The organism is Pseudomonas sp. 008, from assembly GCF_016861935.1.
Lineage (GTDB): Bacteria > Pseudomonadota > Gammaproteobacteria > Pseudomonadales > Pseudomonadaceae > Aquipseudomonas.
Window position 1 is genome coordinate 1 of record NZ_BOMA01000002.1, and the last position, 18629, is coordinate 18629.

Sequence of the window (18629 nt, forward strand, 5' to 3'; positions counted from 1 at the left end):
TGTTAAAGAGCGGTTGGTTAAGATCTTTCGTCTCAACCGAGGCGCGCATTCTACAGCAGCCTCTGTTGCTGTCAAGCGGTTATTTTCAGAAGTTTTCAAAGTTTCCCGTAAGAAACATCAGCAACTTCAACCACTTGCGCTTCCGATCTCTCGTTAGCGGGAGGCGAATTCTACAGCGTTAGTCGCTGCTGTCAACACCTCTTTTTCTCCGCTTTCGACCGAGAAGATCGAACCGTCAATAAGGCGACAATACCCTGCCTTACCAACTCCTTCTGGCTTCGATGAACTGAAGCGTAACCGCTGCCGAAAACTGCGTAACTCGTTGTTTACCAAGGAGTTTTCCGTTTCGACTGCGCCGGAAGTGGGGCGAATTATAGACGTCCAGAATCTGCCGTCAACCTCTAATTTCACATTTCTGTCATATCGGTCAAAACAGCCCGAAAACACAAAGGCCGACCTCAAGAGGTCGGCCTTCTGCCCTTCTACTTACAAGCTAGGGAATGCGAATTGCGAAGCTTCATGGCTTGCCCGTTGCGGCCAGCGCTGGGTAATAGCCTTGCGACGGGTATAGAACCGCACGCCATCCGGGCCATAAGCATGCAGATCGCCGAACAGCGAACGCTTCCAGCCGCCAAAGCTGTGATACGCCACTGGCACCGGCAACGGTACGTTGACGCCGACCATACCCACTTCGATCTCATCGCAGAACAACCGCGCCGCTTCCCCATCACGGGTAAAGATGCAGGTGCCATTGCCATACTCGTGATCATTGATCAGTTGCATCGCCTCTTCCAGGCTGTTGACCCGGACGACGCACAGCACCGGCCCGAAGATCTCTTCTTTATAGATGCGCATCTCTGGCGTGACGTTATCGAACAGGCAGCCACCCAGGAAGAAGCCGTCCTCATGACCGGCCACGCTCAGACCACGACCGTCCACCACCAGCTTCGCACCGGCGGCTACGCCGTCTTCAACATAACCGCTGACCTTGTCCCGCGCCTGACCGGTGACCAGAGGCCCCATGTCCAGGCCACAAGTTGTACCAGCGCCGATTTTCAGTGCCTTGATCTGCGGTGTCAGTTTGGCCACCAACGCATCCGCCACCTGGTCACCGACACACACGGCCACCGAAATCGCCATGCAGCGCTCACCGCACGAACCGTAAGCGGCGCCCATCAACGCGCTGACCGCGTTATCCAGATCTGCATCCGGCATCAATACCGCATGGTTCTTCGCCCCGCCCAGCGCCTGGACGCGTTTGCCGCGCTTGGTGCCTTCGGCGTAGATGTATTCGGCAATCGGCGTCGAACCGACGAAGCTCAACGCTTTGACTTCCGGCGCTTCAATCAGCGCGTCCACTGCGGCCTTGTCGCCATGCACCACACTCAGCACGCCTTTCGGCAGGCCGGCTTCCAGCAACAATTGAGCGATCAGCAGCGTGGAGCTTGGATCGCGCTCGGACGGCTTGAGGATAAAGCAGTTGCCACAGACGATCGCCAACGGATACATCCACAGCGGCACCATGGCCGGGAAGTTGAACGGGGTAATGCCGGCCACCACGCCCAATGGCTGGAAATCCGACCAGGCATCGATGTTCGGCCCGACATTACGGCTGTACTCACCCTTGAGGATTTCTGGTGCCGCGCACGCGAACTCGACGTTCTCGATCCCGCGCTTCAATTCACCGGCAGCATCTTCCAGGGTCTTGCCGTGTTCTTCGCTGATCAGTTGTGCGATGCGGGATTCGTTCTGTTCCAGCAGTTGCTTGAAACGGAACATCACCTGAGCGCGCTTGGCCGCTGGCGTATTGCGCCAAGCCGGGAACGCAGCCTTGGCAGAGTCGATGGCTTTCTGAATGGTTTCGCGGCTGGCCAACGGCAGCTTGTGGATAACCTGGCCGGTGGACGGGTTGAACACATCGGCCGTGCGACCGTCTTCGGTCACCAGTTCGCCATTGATTAAATGCGGGATGAGGCTCATGCGGGGCTCCTGAAATTGTCCACAGGCGTCCTTTGAAAGGACGCCTTTATATAGAAGAGGGAATCAGTCGATCTTGTTCAGCACTTCGCCGACCGCATCGAACAGACGATCAAGGTCCTGTGGCTTACTGTTGAAGGTTGGGCCGAACTGCAGGGTGTCGCCGCCGAAGCGCACGTAGAACCCGGCTTTCCACAGCGCCATGCCAGCTTCGAACGGACGCACGATGGCATCGCCGTCGCGAGGTGCAATCTGGATCGCACCGGCCAACCCGTAGTTGCGAATGTCGATGACGTTCTTGCTGCCCTTCACACCGTGCAGTGCGTTTTCGAAATGCGGTGCGACTTCGGCCACGCTCTGCACCAGGTTTTCCTTTTGCAGCAGGTCGAGTGCCGCCAGGCCTGCGGCGCAAGCCACCGGGTGGGCGGAATAGGTGTAGCCGTGCGGGAATTCCACCGCGTACTCAGGCGTCGCCTGGTTCATGAAGGTCTGGTAGATCTCGGAGCTGGCAATCACCGCGCCCATCGGGATCGCGCCGTTGGTGACTTGCTTGGCAATGCACATCAGGTCCGGGGTCACGCCAAAGCTGTCGGCACCGAACATCGAACCGGTACGACCGAAACCGGTGATCACTTCGTCGAACACCAGCAGGATGTTGTGCTGATCGCAGATCTCGCGCAGACGCTTGAGGTAACCCTGCGGCGGAACCAGCACGCCAGCGGAGCCGGCCAATGGCTCGACGAATACCGCGGCGATGTTCGAGGCATCGTGCAGTTCGATCAACTTGAGCAATTCATCCGCCAGCGCGATACCACCCTGCTCCGGCATGCCACGAGTGAAAGCATTGCTCGCCAACAAGGTGTGCGGCAGATGATCGACATCCATCATCGCCTGACCGAACAGTTTGCGGTTGCCGTTCACGCCGCCGAGGCTGGTGCCGGCGATGTTCACGCCGTGATAACCACGAGCGCGGCCGATCATCTTGGTCTTGGTCGCCTGGCCTTTCAGGCGCCAGTAGGCACGCACCATTTTCACCGCGGTATCTGCACATTCGGAACCCGAATCGGTGAAGAACACGTGATTCAGATTGCCCGGGGTCAGGTCGGTGATTTTCTCGGCCAACTGGAACGACAGCGGGTGACCGTACTGGAAGCCCGGCGAGTAATCGAGAGTGCCCAATTGCTTGGCCACCGCCTCCTGGATTTCCTTGCGGGTGTGCCCGGCGCCGCAGGTCCACAGACCCGAGAGCGAATCGTAGACCTTGCGGCCCTTGTCGTCTGTCAGCCAACTGCCCTCGGCCGCCACGATCAGGCGCGGGTCGCGCTGGAAATTGCGGTTCGCGGTGTAGGGCATCCAGTGAGCGTCAAGCTTGAGCTGGCTGGCCAGGGAAGTCGGGGCGTTTTCAGGCACGTTCATGGGCAAAACCTCGCAGGGCAAAATAAGCGGCGTGGAGATCAAAAGCGTTCTTGCAGCTAAATTGCCACGGGGATAAAGTCGGTGAAATCCAACTTTTCTAACCTTCAGTCAGGCCCGGACTAAACTATGAGTACCCGTCGCCCCGATCCGCTGGCGCAAGTCAGTGACTTTGATATCCGCCTGCTGCGGATTTTTCGCAGCGTGGTGGAGTGTGGCGGCTTCTCCGCGGCGGAATCGGTGCTGGGTATCGGTCGCTCGGCCATCAGCCAGCAAATGAGCGATCTGGAGCAACGCCTGGGGCTGCGCCTGTGCCAGCGAGGTCGCGCGGGTTTTTCCCTGACCGAAGAAGGCCGTGAGGTCTACCAATCTGCGTTGCAGCTATTAAGTGCGCTGGAAAGTTTCCGCACCGAGGTCAACGGCCTGCACCAACACTTGCGCGGCGAATTAACCATCGGCCTGACCGACAACCTGGTCACCCTGCCCCACATGCGCATCACCCACGCCCTGGCCCAATTGAAGGAACGCGGCCCCGACGTGCAGATCCAGATCCGCATGATTGCGCCCAATGAAGTCGAACAAGGCGTGCTCGACGGTCGCTTGCATGTCGGCGTGGTGCCGCAAGCCAGCGCGTTGTCGGGGCTGGAGTATCAGCCGCTCTACAGCGAACGCTCGCTGCTGTATTGCGCGGTCGGCCATCCGCTGTTCTATGTCGACGACAAACAACTGGATGATGAGCGCCTCAACAGCCAGGACGCCATCGCCCCGACCTTCCGTTTGCCCGCCGAGATTCAGGCCCATTACCAGGCGCTCAATTGCACCGCCAGTGCGTCGGATCGCGAAGGCATGGCCTTTCTGATCCTGACCGGGCGCTACATTGGTTACCTGCCGGATCACTACGCCAGCCTCTGGGTGCAGCAAGGCCGTTTGCGTGCACTGAAACCCAAGGCGCGCTTTTATGACCTGAGCCTGGCATCGGTTACACGCAAGGGCCGTCGCCCGCATCTGGTTCTGGAGAGTTTTTTGGAGAGTCTGGCGGCGACTCGCTGAAAGCTTGTGGGAGCGGTACCCAAGGTTTTATCGCCATAGGACTTGTCTGAGGCCCGTGGGTGCGCTATCAACGCATCTGGTTGCACCCATCTACCTGTTCGGAAGTGCCTATGACCTTTGAAGTCCCAGCCCACGGCGGCAAACCCGCCGGCCGCATTCGTCAGAAGAACGAAGAGACCATCATCAAAGCCGCCGAAGACGAGTTCGCCCGTCACGGGTTCAAAGGCACCAGCATGAACACCATCGCGCAGAAAGCCGGGTTGCCCAAAGCGAATCTGCATTACTACTTCACCAACAAACTCGGTTTGTACGTGGCGGTGCTGAGTAACATCCTTGAATTGTGGGACAGCACCTTCAATACCCTGACCGTCGAGGACGATCCGGCAGAAGCATTGACGCGATACATTCGCGCCAAAATGGAATTCTCCCGGCGCCAGCCACAAGCTTCGCGGGTCTTCGCCATGGAGGTCATCAGCGGCGGTGATTGCCTGACCGAGCATTTCAACCAGGACTACCGCACCTGGTTTCAAGGTCGGGCCGCGGTATTCCAGGCGTGGATCGACGCCGGCAAAATGGACCCGATCGACCCGGTGCACCTGATTTTCCTGCTGTGGGGCAGCACCCAGCATTACGCCGACTTTGCCACGCAGATCTGCCGTGTCACCGGGCGCACCAAGTTGACCAAGCAAGACATGGAAGACGCCGGCAGCAACCTGATTCGCATCATTCTCAAAGGCTGCGGCCTGACGCCGGCTATTTAAGACACCCATGCCTTTTACCCTCAGCGGTTTTTGCGAATACCGCGAAGAGATTCGCAAAAGCCGCTTCATCGCCCTCGCCGCGCCGATCGCCAGCGCAGCCGATGCCCAGGCGTTCATCGAGCAACACAGTGATTTGAACGCCTCGCACAATTGCTGGGCCTGGAAGCTCGGCGATCAATACCGCAGCACTGACGATGGCGAACCCGGTGGCACCGCTGGCCGGCCGATCCTTGCGGCGATTGAAGCGCAGGATTGCGATCAGGTCGCGGTCGTAGTGATCCGCTGGTATGGCGGCATCCAGTTGGGCACCGGCGGCCTCGCCCGAGCGTACGGCGGCAGTGCCAACAAATGCCTGCAAGGGGCACCGAAAGTCGAGTTGATCAGTCGGGTGCCGGTCAGTTGTGCCTGTGCATTTGGCGAGTTGGCGTTGGTGAAGCTTCGGGTCGCGGAGCTGGGTGGTTTGGTGGTGGAGGAAACCTTCACGGCCAATGGTGTGGAACTGCAATTGGCGATTGGCGACGGGCAGATAAGTACGCTGCAAACGCAGCTGGCGGACTTAAGTCGCGGGCGTATTTTGTTGCAGCGTTAAGATCAAAAGATCGCAACCTTCGGCAGCTCTACGCGCCTGTGGCCGCTGCGATCTTTTGGGGCACCCCGATTTTCTTTGCTCTCGACACTTGCCCACATCTGCTGTGCACCCGGCTGTGGATAACCTGAGCACATTCTGCTGTAACCCTTCTGTCATGCGGCTTTGCGGGCTTTGCTCATTTTTTGTCCAACTTGCCAGCCGCGACGTTTATTCCATGTAAAAACAATCAGTTAGAGCGGTTTATCGCCATTAGAAGAAAGCCCCTCAGTGCTTATGCCCACACGGCCGGCTTGCGCACAGATACTGTGGAACAAGCTGTGGATAACCCGTTCATGGCTGGCGCAGCCCCCTGTTCGACATAGCTTTCAGCTTATTGCTCGTTTTTTGACCAATTGATCACGCGCAAAACCGGAGCCTGATCAAAAGGCTTGCCCTCAAGTGGTGCCTCTCCAGGAATTGGAATAGGTCGAGGCAGCGTCCGCAACGCCTGTGCCAACAGGCTTTTGCCGATTTCCTGACTCAATGGCCAGGAAATTGCTTTATCCACAGGCATATCCTTTTGCGACCCGAGCCTGTCATGTCCAACCCCGCGCCTCCCCCCGATCAAACACCCCGCCTGCAATTGCGCAGAATCAGCAAACGTTACCCCGGTTGCCTGGCCAACGATGCCATCGACTTGAGCATTGCGCCCGGTGAAATCCACGCCCTGCTCGGCGAAAACGGTGCGGGCAAAAGTACCCTGATGAAGATCATCTACGGCGTCACACACGCCGACTCAGGGGAGATGATCTGGCAGGGCCAGCGCGTGACCATGCGCAATCCGGCCCAGGCCCGCAGCCTCGGGATCGGCATGGTGTTCCAGCATTTCTCGCTGTTCGAAACCCTGAGCGTGGCGCAGAACATCGCCTTGGCGATGGGCGCTGCGGTGGGTACGCCGAAGCAGCTTGAACCGAAAATCCGCGAGGTGTCCCAACGCTATGGCATGGCGCTGGAACCGGAGCGACTGGTCCACAGCCTGTCCATCGGCGAGCGTCAGCGGGTGGAAATCATTCGCTGCCTGATGCAGGACATCCGCCTGCTGATTCTCGATGAGCCGACGTCGGTACTGACCCCGCAAGAGGCCGACGAATTGTTCATCACGTTGCGCCGACTGGCCGCCGAGGGCTGCAGCATTCTGTTCATCAGCCACAAGCTCGGCGAAGTGCGTGCGTTGTGCCACAGCGCCACGGTGTTGCGCGGCGGACGAGTGGCCGGGCATTGCGTGCCGGCCGAGTGTTCGGACCAGCAACTGGCGCAGTTAATGGTCGGTGAAGCCGCTGAGCTGATTACTGACTATCCGAAGGTCAGGGGGGCTGATGCGTTTCTGAACGTGACTGGATTGTCCTGGCACAACCCGGACCCGTTCGGCTGCTCGCTCAAGGGCATTGATCTCGAGGTGCGCAGCGGCGAAATCGTCGGTGTCGCCGGGGTGGCCGGCAATGGCCAGGATGAGTTGCTGGCCTTGCTTAGCGGTGAAGAACGGCTGCCGGGAAATGACGGGGCGAAAATCAGTTTCGGCGGGCAACCGGTGGCGCACCTGCGGCCGGATGCACGACGCAAACTCGGCCTGGCCTTCGTCCCCGCCGAGCGTCTGGGCCATGGCGCAGTGCCGGAACTGAGTCTGGCGGATAACGCCCTGCTCACCGCCTTTCAACAGGGGCTGGTCAGCAACGGGCTGATCCAGCGCGGCAAGGTCGAGGCACTGGCCGAAGAGATCATCCGCCGCTTCGGGGTCAAGACACCCGATGCCCAGGCAGCGGCTCGCAGCCTGTCTGGTGGCAACTTGCAGAAATTCATCCTCGGCCGAGAAATCCTTCAGCAACCCAGATTGTTAGTGGCCGCGCACCCGACCTGGGGCGTGGACGTCGGCGCCGCCGCGACCATTCACCGAGCGCTGATTGCCTTGCGCGACGCCGGCGCGGCGATCCTGGTGATCTCCGAAGACCTCGACGAACTGTTCCAGATCAGCGATCGCCTCGGCGCCCTGTGCGGCGGCCGGCTGTCAGCACTGCAAGCCACCGTCGACACCCGCCTGATCGATGTCGGTGGCTGGATGGCCGGCCAGTTCGACGTACCTCAATCACCTGCACCCGTAACGCTTTAACGGAGTTTCACATGCTGCTTTCTCTCGAACCCCGTGGCCAGCAATCGCGCCTGATGTTGTGGTGCTCGCCGTTGCTGGCGGCTGTGTTGACCCTGGGCTGTGGCTCATTGTTGTTTATCGCGCTGGGCCACGACCCGTTGCTGACCTTGCACACCTTGCTGATTGCACCGATCAGCGACCTGTACGGCGTCTCCGAACTGTTGGTCAAAGCGTTGCCGATTCTGCTCTGTGCGTTGGGCCTGGCAGTGGCGTATCAGGCACGGATCTGGAACATCGGCGCCGAAGGTCAGTTGCTGCTCGGAGCCCTGGCCGGTAGTGCGTTGGCGGTGAACATCATCAGCCTGCAAAGCCGTTGGGCGCTGGTGTTGATCCTGCTCACCGGAACCCTGGCCGGTGCCGCGTGGGCCGGGCTGACCGCATGGTTGCGCACACGCTTCAACGCCAATGAAATCCTGACCAGCATCATGCTCAATTACATCGCTTTGAACCTGCTGCTGTTCTGTGTCCACGGACCGCTGAAGGACCCGGCCGGGTTCAACTTTCCGGAGTCGGCGATGTTTGGCGATGCCAGTCGTTTGCCGTTGTTGATGGAGGACGGTCGGGTTCATGCGGGCGTGTATTTCGCCTTGCTCGCGCTGGTCGCGGTATGGGTGTTGTTGCAGAAGAGCTTTGTCGGTTTCCAGATCAAAGTGCTCGGGCTGGACAAGCGCGCGGCGGGTTTTGTCGGCTTTCGCGAGAAGCGGCTGATCTGGCTGGCGCTGTTGATCAGCGGTGGCCTGGCGGGGCTGGCCGGGGTTTGCGAAGTCACCGGGCCCATCGGCCAACTGGTGCCGCAGGTTTCGCCGGGTTATGGCTATGCGGCGATCACCGTGGCGTTTCTCGGACGGCTGAATCCCATCGGCATTCTGTTTTCCAGCCTGTTGATGGCGCTGCTGTACATCGGTGGCGAAAACGCGCAGATGAGCATGAACCTGCCGCAAGCCATCACTCAATTGTTTCAGGGGATGATGCTGTTTTTCCTGCTGGCCAGTGACGTGCTGATTCTCTACCGACCACGTTTGAACCTGCGCTGGGTACGGCGCACCTCGACCACCGCCGTACAAGCTGGAGCCTTGTGATGGATATCGATCTGCTGAGCAATATTTTCTATGCCATGGTTCGCTGTGGCACACCGCTGTTGTTGGTGGCGTTGGGCGAGTTGATCTGCGAGAAGAGCGGCGTCCTCAATCTTGGGCAGGAAGGCATGATGCTGTTTGGGGCGGTGATCGGTTTTATCGTCGCCCTGAACAGCGGCAATCTCTGGCTCGGCGTGTTGCTGGCGATGTTCGCCGGGATGCTGTTGTCGTCGCTGTTCGCCCTGGTGGCGCTGGTGTTCAACGCCAACCAGGTGGCGACAGGGTTGGCGTTGACGATCTTCGGCGTGGGCCTGTCGACCTTCGTTGGCGCTGCGTGGGTCGGCAAACCGTTGGCGGGTTTCGAGCCGCTGGCGATTCCTTATCTGAGTGAAATTCCGCTGATCGGGCGGATGCTGTTTGCCCAGGACCTGTTGGTGTATCTGTCGTTTGCCCTGTTTGCGCTGGTGGCCTGGGTGATTGTGAAAAGTCGCGTAGGGTTGATTATTCAGGCGGTCGGCGAAAGCCCGGACGCCGCCAGTGCAATGGGCTTGCCGGTGTTGCGCGTGCGTACGCTGGCGGTGCTGTTTGGCGGGGCGATGGCGGGGTTGGCTGGGGCATATTTGTCCTTGGCCTATACGCCGATGTGGGCAGAGAACATGAGCGCCGGTCGCGGCTGGATTGCCCTGGCGCTGGTGGTGTTTGCCAGTTGGCGAGTGTGGCGGTTGCTGCTTGGAGCGTATCTGTTTGGTCTCGCCAGCATCCTGCATTTGGTGGCGCAGGGGTTGGGGCTGGCGATTGCGTCGAGTCTGCTGGCGATGCTGCCGTATGTCGCGACCATTGTGGTGTTGGTGCTGCTGTCCCGGGATGCCGTGCGCACACGATTGTATGCGCCGGTGTCGTTGGGGCAGCCGTGGCGGGCGGGGCATTAAATGGTGGCCCGTGAAGGCGTCCGAACCGGCAACACCTGAGCCACGCCCCACGCCAATTCAAAGAACAGGAAAATCGCCAATAGCGAACTCGCCCCATGGGCCAGGGCATAAGCCTGCCAAGCCGAAAACAGAAACCTCCCCACCGCGTCATATCGCCCAAACACCGGCTGCGGATCGCGAATCCGCAGCACGGCCCACACGCACACAATCGAACCCAACAGATTGGCCATCAGCATGTGCATCGGCTCGAACGGCGGTAGCTCGCCGGGCAGATTGAAAGTCTGACTCAGGTTTAACAGCACGCCATGCAACGCCGCAAAACTCCACGGCGTGGCAAATGCCGCCGTGACGATCAGGTCGTACCACCCGCTGCCACGCACCAGTTGACGATATTGCGTTGAAGTCCACATTGGCATTGCTCCATACATTCAGGGAGCAACAAGGCTAAAGCCTGGAGTATGCTCCAGGGTCAAGCCCTCTCAAGACATCAAGGAAGCCATTCATGTCCACGGCAAAAACCGCACTCATCATCGGCGCCTCCCGGGGACTGGGCCTCGGTCTGGTGAAAACCCTGCTGGCCGACGGCTGGCAAGTCACCGCCACCGTGCGCAACCCACAGGGTGCCGAAGCCTTGCAGGCGTTGGGCAAGGTACGGATCGAAAAACTCGACATGGACGACCAGCAAGCGGTCATCGCCCTCAGCCAGCAGCTCAAGGGCGAGGTGTTTGACCTGTTGTTCGTGAATGCCGGGGTCAAGGGGCCGGAGGTCCAGACGCCGGGTGGCGCGACCCTGGCCGAGGTCGGTCAACTGTTCTTCACCAACGCCGTGGCGCCGATCAACCTGGCCCAGCGTTTCGTCGCGCAGATTCGTGAAGGCAGTGGCGTGCTGGCGTTCATGAGTTCGGTGCTGGGCAGCGTGACCATGCCCGACGCGCCGGAGCTGGCGCTGTACAAGGCCAGCAAAGCGGCGCTGAACTCGATGACCAACAGCTTCGTCACGCAATTGGGCGAACAGAAACTCACCGTGCTGTCGCTGCACCCGGGCTGGGTAAAGACCGACATGGGTGGCGAAGGTGCCGACATCGATGTGGAAACCAGCACCCGCGGGCTGATCGATCAGGTGAATGCGTATGCCGGCAAGGGCGGGCATCATTTTGTGAACTACCGGGGTGAAACCATTCCCTGGTAATCGGGTGTTGGATTTGACGCCTTCGCGGGCAAGCCTCGCTCCTACAGGTCCGACGCATGACTCCGTAGGAGCGAGGCTTGCCCGCGAAGCTTTTTTGATTGAAACTCCGCACCTCGCCCCCCGCGGCGACCCTGGATCAGCAGACAGGGCAACACTGAGCTGGCAACCCTGAACCCCACTTTCAGAGGAGCCGGCCACTATGCCTGCGACCCGTACCTGGTTAAAAAACCCCCTCGCCATTTTCACGGCCAACGCGCTCGATGCCCGTGGCGGTCTGGTGCTGCAAGACGGTTTGATCGTCGAAGTGCTCGGCGTCGGCCAGCAGCCGTCAGCCCCCTGTGGACAAGTCTTCGATGCCCGCGAACATGTGATCCTGCCGGGGCTGATCAACACCCATCACCACTTCTATCAAACCCTGACCCGCGCCTGGGCGCCGGTGATCAATCAGCCGTTGTTCCCATGGCTGAAAACTCTCTATCCGGTCTGGGCGCGGCTCACGCCGGAAAAACTCGCCCTCGCCACCAAAGTCGCGTTGGCCGAGTTGCTGTTGTCCGGCTGCACCACTGCGGCCGATCACCATTACCTGTTTCCGGAAGGACTGGAAAATGCGATCGACGTGCAGGTCGAGAGTGTCCGCGAACTGGGCATGCGCGCCATGCTCACTCGCGGTTCGATGAGCCTCGGTGAAAAAGACGGGGGGCTGCCGCCGCAGCAGACTGTCCAGGAAGGCGAAGTGATTCTCGCCGACAGCCAACGCTTGATTGCCGAGTACCACGAACGCGGTGACGGCGCGCAAATCCAGATCGCTTTGGCGCCCTGCTCGCCATTTTCAGTAACCCCGCAAATCATGTCCGCCAGCGCCGAACTGGCAAACACCCTCGACGTGCGCCTGCACACTCACCTGGCCGAAACCCTCGACGAAGAAGACTTCTGCCTGCAACGCTTCGGCCTGCGTACCGTGGATTATCTGGACAGCGTCGGCTGGCTCGGCCCACGCACCTGGCTGGCCCACGGCATTCATTTCAACCCCGACGAAATCGCCCGCCTCGGCGCGGCCGGCACCGGTATTTGCCATTGCCCGAGTTCGAACATGCGCCTGGCTTCAGGGATTTGCCCAACCATCGAGTTGACCGACGCTGGCGCGTTGCTGGGCCTGGGCGTGGACGGTTCGGCGTCCAACGACGCCTCGAACATGATGCTCGAAACCCGACAGGCGCTGTACATCCAGCGTCTGCGTTATGGCGCGCAGAAGATCACCCCGGAACGCGTATTGGGCTGGGCCACCAAGGGTTCGGCGCAGTTGCTCGGGCGCAGCGACATCGGCGAACTGGCGGTGGGCAAGCAAGCGGATCTGGCGCTGTTCAAACTGGATGAACTGCGCTTCTCCGGCAGCCATGATCCGGTGTCGGCGCTGCTGCTGTGCGGCGCGGACCGGGCGGACCGGGTGATGATCGGCGGCAAGTGGCGGGTGATCGATGGGCAAGTCGAGGGGCTGGATCTGAAAGGGTTGATCGCCGATCACAGCCAGGCGGCTCGGCAGTTGATCGCCGGTACCTGACACACTCCCCCGCTCCCACAGCTTTGTGTGAGCTGTCCGCACCAGCGGATGGCATGAGTTGGAGCCTCTGCACCGGGTTGGCTCCGGTGATGTATTGAACATCAAAAGATCGCAGTCTTCGGCAGCGCCTACAGAGGCGTGAGGTATCGAAGGCTGCGATCTTTTTATTTTGTTGTCCTGTTGGTCAGCAATTTGCATTGACCCGATACACCTCACAACAAAATGGAGTTCCAGTTCATGCACAAACGTCCGTTGAAGCAGCTGCTTTGCGCTGTCGCCGCAGCCATCGGTTTGAGCGCCAGTCTGACCGCCAGTGCTGCCGCCCCGCTGAAAGTCGGCTTCGTCTATATCGGCCCGATCGGTGATCACGGCTGGACGTATCAGCATGAACAGGGGCGCAAGGCGCTGGCGGAGAAGTTCGGTGACCAGATCACCACCAACTACGTGGAGAACGTCGCCGAAGGCGCCGATGCCGAGCGGGTGATCCGCAACATGGCCAAGGACCAGTACGACCTGATCTTCACCACGTCTTTCGGCTACATGAACCCGACCCTGAAAGTTGCCAAGCAATTTCCCAAGGTGACCTTCGAACACGCCACCGGCTACAAGCAGGACAAGAACCTCGGCACTTACCTGGCACGCACTTACGAGGGCCGCTACGTCGGCGGTTTCCTTGCGGCGAAGATGACCAAGACCAAGAAAATCGGCTACGTCGCTTCCTTCCCGATTCCAGAAGTGATCCGCGACATCAACGCCATCCAGCTGGCGCTGAACAAGTACAACCCGGGCACCGAGATCAAAGTGGTGTGGGTCAATTCCTGGTTCGATCCGGGCAAGGAAGCCGACGCCGCCAATGCGCTGATCGATCAGGGCGTGGACGTGGTGTTCCAGCACACCGACAGCCCGGCGCCGATCCAGGCAGCAGAACGGCGTGGCGTGTATGCCGTCGGCTATGCATCGGACATGGCGCACTTCGGGCCGAAAGCGGTGTTGACGTCTATCGTCAACGACTGGGGCCCGCACTACATTCAGGCGACCCAAAGTGTGCTCGACCATGCATGGAAATCCCAGGATTACTGGGGCGGTTTGCAGGAAGGCACGGTTGAGCTGCCAATCAGCGACCTGGTGCCGGCCGCGGTGAAAACCGAAGCCGAGCGGATCATTGCCGACATCAAGAGCGGTGCGCTGCATCCATTCACCGGGCCGATCAAGGATCAGGCTGGCGTGGAGAAAATCCCGGCGGGCGTGAGCGCGACCAATGCGCAACTGGCGTCGATGAACTACTACGTGGAAGGCATGAAGGCCGAGATGCCGAAGTAATTCCGGTCAGGAACACAAAACCCTGTGGGAGCGGGCTCGCTCCCACATAACAGCTCATCTGCTGGATGCAGGACTTCGCATGAACCAACTCCCGATCATCGACATCGCCCCGCTCTACAGCGATGACGCTCAAGCCTGGCAATCGGTCGCCACAGGCATCGACCGCGCCTGCCGCGAATGGGGCTTTTTCTATATCAAGGGCCACCCGATCGCCCCGTCGCGCATCGAGGCGGTGCTCGAACATGCCCAACGCTTCTTCGCCCTGCCCGCCGCCGAAAAACTCAAGATCGACATCACCCGGACCCGCCACCACCGCGGCTATGGCGCCATCGCCACCGAACAACTCGACCCGAGCAAACCCAGCGATCTGAAAGAAACCTTCGACATGGGCCTGCACCTGCCCGCCGATCATCCCGAGGTGCTGGCGGACAAACCCTTGCGCGGACCCAACCGTCATCCGTCGATGCCCGGTTGGGAATCGCTGATGGAGCAGCACTACGTCGACATGCAAGCACTCGCGCAAACCCTGCTGCGAGCCATGACCCTGGCATTGGGCATCGAGCGTGACTTCTTCGATAGCCGTTTCAAAGAACCGGTCAGCGTGCTGCGGATGATCCATTACCCGCCGCGCCACACTGCCAGCTCCATCGATCAGCAAGGTGCCGGCGCTCACACCGATTACGGTTGCATCACCCTGCTCTATCAGGATGCCGCTGGCGGACTGCAAGTGCGCAACGTGCGGGGCGAATGGATCGATGCGCCACCGATGGAAGGCACGTTCGTGGTCAACCTCGGCGACATGATGGCGCGCTGGAGCAACGACCGTTACCTGTCGACGCCACATCGGGTGATCAGCCCGCTGGGAGTGGATCGGTACTCGATGCCGTTCTTTGCCGAGCCACATCCCGACACCCCCATCGAGTGCCTGCCCGGTTGCCAGGACGAACAGCATCCGGCGAAGTATCCGGCCACCACTTGCGCCGGCTTCTTGCTCTCGCGCTTTGCCGACACCTACGCTTATCGACGGGAACAGGAAGCCGTGTAATGAACCGGCTGGTCAGGTTTTACTCATTGTTTCGGCGGGCATCTGTAGAATGCCCTCATTGCACTTGATGAGATTTCAAAAATGTACGACTGGCTGAACGCTCTGCCCAAGGCAGAATTGCACTTGCATCTGGAAGGTTCGCTGGAGCCTGAGCTGCTGTTCGCCCTGGCCGAACGCAACAAGATCGCCCTGCCGTGGAGCGACGTCGACACCCTGCGCAAGGCCTACGCCTTCAACAACCTGCAAGAGTTTCTCGACCTGTATTACCAGGGCGCCGATGTGCTGCGCACCTCCCAGGATTTCTACGACCTGACCTGGGCCTACCTGTTGCGCTGCAAGGAACAGAACGTGATTCACACCGAACCGTTCTTCGACCCGCAAACCCACACCGACCGTGGCATCCCGTTCGAAGTGGTGCTCAACGGCATCGCCGCCGCATTGAAAGATGGCGAGCAGCAACTGGGGATCACCAGCGGTTTGATCCTCAGCTTCCTGCGCCACTTGAGCGAAGACGAAGCGCAGAAAACCCTCGACCAAGCGCTGCCGTTCCGTGATGCGTTCGTAGCCGTGGGCCTGGACAGTTCGGAGATGGGCCACCCGCCGAGCAAGTTCCAGCGCGTATTTGACCGTGCCCGCCACGAAGGCTTCCTGACCGTGGCCCACGCCGGTGAAGAAGGCCCACCCGAGTACATCTGGGAAGCCCTCGACCTGCTGAAAATCCAGCGCATCGACCACGGCGTGCGCGCCATCGAAGACGAGCGCTTGATGCAGCGGATCATCGATGAGCAGATCCCGCTGACGGTGTGCCCGTTGTCGAACACCAAGCTTTGCGTGTTCGATCACATGTCCCAGCACAACATCCTCGACATGCTCGAACGCGGCGTGAAGGTCACGGTGAACTCCGATGACCCGGCGTACTTCGGTGGCTATGTCACCGAGAACTTCCACGCGCTGTACACCGATCTGGGCATGACCCAGGATCAGGCCAAGCGTCTGGCGCAGAACAGCCTGGATGCGCGGTTGGTGAAACCTTAAAGGTCAGCCGATAAACCTGTGGGAGCGGGCCAGCCCGCTCCCACAGGTTCGGTGATTAATTGATGATTACCGGCTCGCTCAATTCTTCCAATGTCTTGCCCCGGGTTTCCATCCCGAAGATCCACACCACTGCCGCCGCAATCGCAAAGCACATCGCCCCCAGCGCAAACACCCCGCCCTGCCCCGTCATCGGGAACACCAGCCCGGTCACCATTGGCCCGAGCAGCGAACCCACGCGGCCGATGGCCGAAGCGAACCCCGAGCCCGTGGCCCGTGCCGACGTCGGGTACAACTCAGGGGTGTAGGTGTAGAGCACCGCCCACATGCCGAACAGGAAGAACTGCATCAGCAGTCCCGAGGTGATCAACAGGCTGACGTTGCCGCCGAACACCGCGCTCTGACCATAAAGAAACGCCATCACGCCGCCGCCGAGCAAGGTCACGACGCACACCGGTTTGCGCCCCCAACGCTCCACCAGCCAGGCGGCCATGAGGAACCCGGGAATCCCGCCGAGGGAAATCAGCACTGTGTAATACACCGACTGGGTCACGGCGAAACCCGACTGTTGCAGCAGCGCACTGAGCCAGGACGTCAAGCCATAGAAACCCAGCAAGGCAAAGAACCACACGCTCCAGATCATCATCGTGCGCCGGCGATACTGCACCGACCAGATTTCCCGCAGCGCGGAGAAGAAGTTGCCCGGTTGACTCGCCACCCGTGGCAGGCGAATCGGCTCAGGCAGATCCGAACGGCCCAATGAAGCCCGAACCCGTTCTTCGATGCGGTGTAAAACCGTGTCCGCTGCATCATGATGCCCGGCCTGTTCCAGCCATCGCGGTGACTCGGGTATGAAAAAACGAATCGCCAGGACGAACACCGCCGGCACCGCCAACACCAGAAAGATGTCGCGCCAGCCAATCACCGGCAACAGGAAGTACGACAGCACCCCGGCCGCGACGAAACCGAGCGGCCAAAAGCCGTCCATCAATGCGATGTAACGCCCACGCCGCTTGGCCGGAATCAGCTCCGACAGCATCGACTGCGCAATTGGAAACTCCATGCCCATGCCGATCCCCAAGAGGATTCGGAACAACGTCAGCATTTCGACGTTCTGCGCCGTCGAACACAGGTAGCTGGCAATGCCCCACAACACAATGCTCCACTGGAACACCGGTTTGCGCCCGAAGCGGTCGGCCAGCATGCCGGACAGCGAGGCGCCCACCACCATGCCGAAGAAACTCGAACTGGCCAGCAACCCGGCCTGCGCCGTACTCAGGCCGAACTCGGTTTTGATCGAGCCGAGCAGGAAGGTCATCATCGCCAGGTCCATGGAGTCGAAGAAAAACGCCAAGGCAATGATGATGAAAATGATGCGGTGATAACCACTGATGGGTAGCCGTTCCAGTCGTTCCGCCGCGCTGAAGCTTCGTGTTTCCATGCCACATTCCCCCAATCCGAAAGTCCCCGGATCGAGTGTGCGCGATAGCGACTGGGGGTTATTGCTGGATACGACCTGCCCACAGCTCTGAACGACGCCTGAAGCCAAGAATCCCGGACATCGCCCCCCAATGGCTCTAAAGCGCCATTTCCAGCTCGGTTTCCTTGGCGAAACGATGGATTTCACGTTGCCCCGTGGCCGTGATCTGCAAGGCTCGAGAATCACTGGGCAGGCTCAACCAGCCGGACTGCATGAACAGTTGCAACAAGGCCGCCCCCAAGGAACCACCCATGTGCGGGCGTCTTTCGCTCCAGTCCGGGCATGCGCAGGCGACTCTGCCGTTGCGATGGGCCAGCGCCTGGATGAACACACCGCGTGCTGCCAATTGCGTGGAACCCTTGTGAGTGATCATGACCCGCTGATCGAGTTGCTCGATCCAGCCGGCATCCAGCAGACGCTGGTAAAGATCGGCGGCCAGGGTGCCGCCCAGATGGTCGTCACAAAGCCTGGCCCGTAGCAGTGACGAAGGCGCCGCCTGAGGTTTGGCGATAGGACTCGTGCGTTTGAACACCTCTGGAATATCCCGAGGCGCACTGGCCAGGGTAGCGCTGGCCAAGGCTTCTATCGCGGCGCCGACTTCGGGCGCGGCAAGCCGGAAAAACCGTTTGCGCCCACGGGTTTCGACTTTCAACAGACCGCCGGTGGACAAGCGCCCCAGATGCGCACTGGCCGAAGACGGCGACAGGCCCGCCAGCAACGCCAGCTCCTCAGTGTGCCGTGCCGTGCCGTCCATCAAGGCCCACATCATTGCGCTGCGCTTTGGGTCAGCCAGCAACGTGGCAATCTGGCTGATGCAAGGTGCATGTTCCATGTATTCACTCCCTGTTGAATCGTTTCGTCTACTGCTCAGAGACATCTTGACCAGTAATGTGTCTTCGGCCAAGACGCGAAAACCGCCATAAGCCGGGCAAAGCCACCCACTCACCCAGGCCATTGCTTCGCGGGTGCAGCGAAGGTCCGGTGACGACCGTAGGGTCTGACCGACTCGAACGTGGACTCGCCATTGC

General features: G+C 60.2%; 17 protein-coding genes. 11 read left to right on the plus strand and 6 right to left on the minus strand.

Annotated elements, in window-relative coordinates:
• Positions 1 to 486 precede the first annotated feature (486 nt).
• Together JUI81_RS04670 and JUI81_RS04675 are read right to left on the minus strand one after the other, a co-directional pair.
• Entirely contained in the window at positions 487 to 1980 is a 1494-nt protein-coding gene (locus JUI81_RS04670) for a CoA-acylating methylmalonate-semialdehyde dehydrogenase (protein ID WP_019582319.1), read from the minus strand.
• 63 nt (positions 1981 to 2043) lie between these two features.
• Positions 2044 to 3393 carry an aspartate aminotransferase family protein gene (locus JUI81_RS04675; protein WP_018928366.1) on the minus strand — a complete coding sequence of 450 codons (1350 nt, stop codon included), beginning with the start codon at positions 3391 to 3393 and terminating at the stop codon, positions 2044 to 2046.
• Between the two features lie 126 nt (positions 3394 to 3519).
• Here JUI81_RS04675 and JUI81_RS04680 point away from each other — a divergent pair, with 126 nt between their 5' ends.
• From JUI81_RS04680 to JUI81_RS04690, 3 genes are all read left to right on the plus strand, one after another.
• Complete coding sequence (locus tag JUI81_RS04680; RefSeq protein ID WP_007940170.1) at positions 3520 to 4440, plus strand: LysR family transcriptional regulator; 921 nt, start codon at positions 3520 to 3522, stop codon at positions 4438 to 4440.
• 110 nt (positions 4441 to 4550) lie between these two features.
• Positions 4551 to 5201 (plus strand): TetR/AcrR family transcriptional regulator, encoded by a 651-nt coding sequence (locus JUI81_RS04685; protein ID WP_018928367.1) that lies wholly within the window; start codon positions 4551 to 4553, stop codon positions 5199 to 5201.
• A 7-nt stretch (positions 5202 to 5208) separates the two neighbouring features.
• The gene (locus JUI81_RS04690; protein ID WP_019582316.1) at positions 5209 to 5790 is read left to right on the plus strand and encodes a YigZ family protein; all 582 of its coding nucleotides are present in this window, start codon (positions 5209 to 5211) and stop codon (positions 5788 to 5790) included.
• 370 nt (positions 5791 to 6160) lie between these two features.
• Here JUI81_RS04690 and JUI81_RS04695 read toward each other — a convergent pair whose 3' ends face one another.
• On the minus strand, positions 6161 to 6337 hold the full coding sequence (locus JUI81_RS04695; protein ID WP_156043991.1) for a hypothetical protein: 177 nt from the start codon (positions 6335 to 6337) through the stop codon (positions 6161 to 6163).
• A 30-nt stretch (positions 6338 to 6367) separates the two neighbouring features.
• Between JUI81_RS04695 and JUI81_RS04700 the strand changes: the two genes are divergently transcribed.
• From JUI81_RS04700 to JUI81_RS04710, 3 genes are read left to right on the plus strand one after another with little or no spacing between them, the layout of a single operon-like run.
• Positions 6368 to 7933, plus strand: a complete 1566-nt coding sequence (locus JUI81_RS04700) for an ABC transporter ATP-binding protein (protein ID WP_204123862.1) — start codon at positions 6368 to 6370, stop codon at positions 7931 to 7933.
• Positions 7934 to 7944: 11 nt separating this feature from the next.
• Positions 7945 to 9051, plus strand: coding sequence for an ABC transporter permease (locus tag JUI81_RS04705; RefSeq protein ID WP_019582314.1), 1107 nt, complete (start codon positions 7945 to 7947; stop codon positions 9049 to 9051).
• Complete coding sequence (locus JUI81_RS04710; RefSeq protein WP_019582313.1) at positions 9051 to 9977, plus strand: ABC transporter permease; 927 nt, start codon at positions 9051 to 9053, stop codon at positions 9975 to 9977. The genes JUI81_RS04705 and JUI81_RS04710 overlap by 1 nt, the downstream gene beginning before the upstream one ends.
• Here JUI81_RS04710 and JUI81_RS04715 read toward each other — a convergent pair.
• A complete protein-coding gene (locus JUI81_RS04715; protein ID WP_204123863.1) occupies positions 9974 to 10387 on the minus strand; it encodes a hypothetical protein in 414 nt (137 codons plus the stop codon). The two genes, JUI81_RS04710 and JUI81_RS04715, sit on opposite strands and share 4 nt — an antisense overlap.
• Positions 10388 to 10479: 92 nt before the next feature.
• Between JUI81_RS04715 and JUI81_RS04720 the strand changes: the two genes are divergently transcribed.
• The 5 genes from JUI81_RS04720 to JUI81_RS04740 all read left to right on the plus strand — a co-directional run bounded on the left by JUI81_RS04720 (position 10480) and on the right by JUI81_RS04740 (position 16124).
• Complete coding sequence (locus JUI81_RS04720; protein WP_019582311.1) at positions 10480 to 11166, plus strand: SDR family oxidoreductase; 687 nt, start codon at positions 10480 to 10482, stop codon at positions 11164 to 11166.
• A gap of 199 nt (positions 11167 to 11365) precedes the next feature.
• Positions 11366 to 12724, plus strand: coding sequence for an 8-oxoguanine deaminase (locus JUI81_RS04725; protein ID WP_204123864.1), 1359 nt, complete (start codon positions 11366 to 11368; stop codon positions 12722 to 12724).
• 237 nt (positions 12725 to 12961) lie between these two features.
• Entirely contained in the window at positions 12962 to 14044 is a 1083-nt protein-coding gene (locus tag JUI81_RS04730) for a BMP family ABC transporter substrate-binding protein (RefSeq protein ID WP_028940367.1), read from the plus strand.
• Between the two features lie 79 nt (positions 14045 to 14123).
• A complete protein-coding gene (locus JUI81_RS04735) occupies positions 14124 to 15089 on the plus strand; it encodes a 2-oxoglutarate and iron-dependent oxygenase domain-containing protein (protein WP_204123865.1) in 966 nt (321 codons plus the stop codon).
• An 81-nt stretch (positions 15090 to 15170) separates the two neighbouring features.
• Entirely contained in the window at positions 15171 to 16124 is a 954-nt protein-coding gene (locus tag JUI81_RS04740) for an adenosine deaminase (protein ID WP_019582307.1), read from the plus strand.
• Positions 16125 to 16179: 55 nt separating this feature from the next.
• Here JUI81_RS04740 and JUI81_RS04745 read toward each other — a convergent pair whose 3' ends face one another.
• Together JUI81_RS04745 and JUI81_RS04750 are read right to left on the minus strand one after the other, a co-directional pair.
• On the minus strand, positions 16180 to 17562 hold the full coding sequence (locus JUI81_RS04745; RefSeq protein WP_028940369.1) for an MFS transporter: 1383 nt from the start codon (positions 17560 to 17562) through the stop codon (positions 16180 to 16182).
• A 136-nt stretch (positions 17563 to 17698) separates the two neighbouring features.
• Entirely contained in the window at positions 17699 to 18433 is a 735-nt protein-coding gene (locus JUI81_RS04750) for a helix-turn-helix transcriptional regulator (RefSeq protein WP_028940370.1), read from the minus strand.
• Positions 18434 to 18629 lie beyond the last annotated feature (196 nt).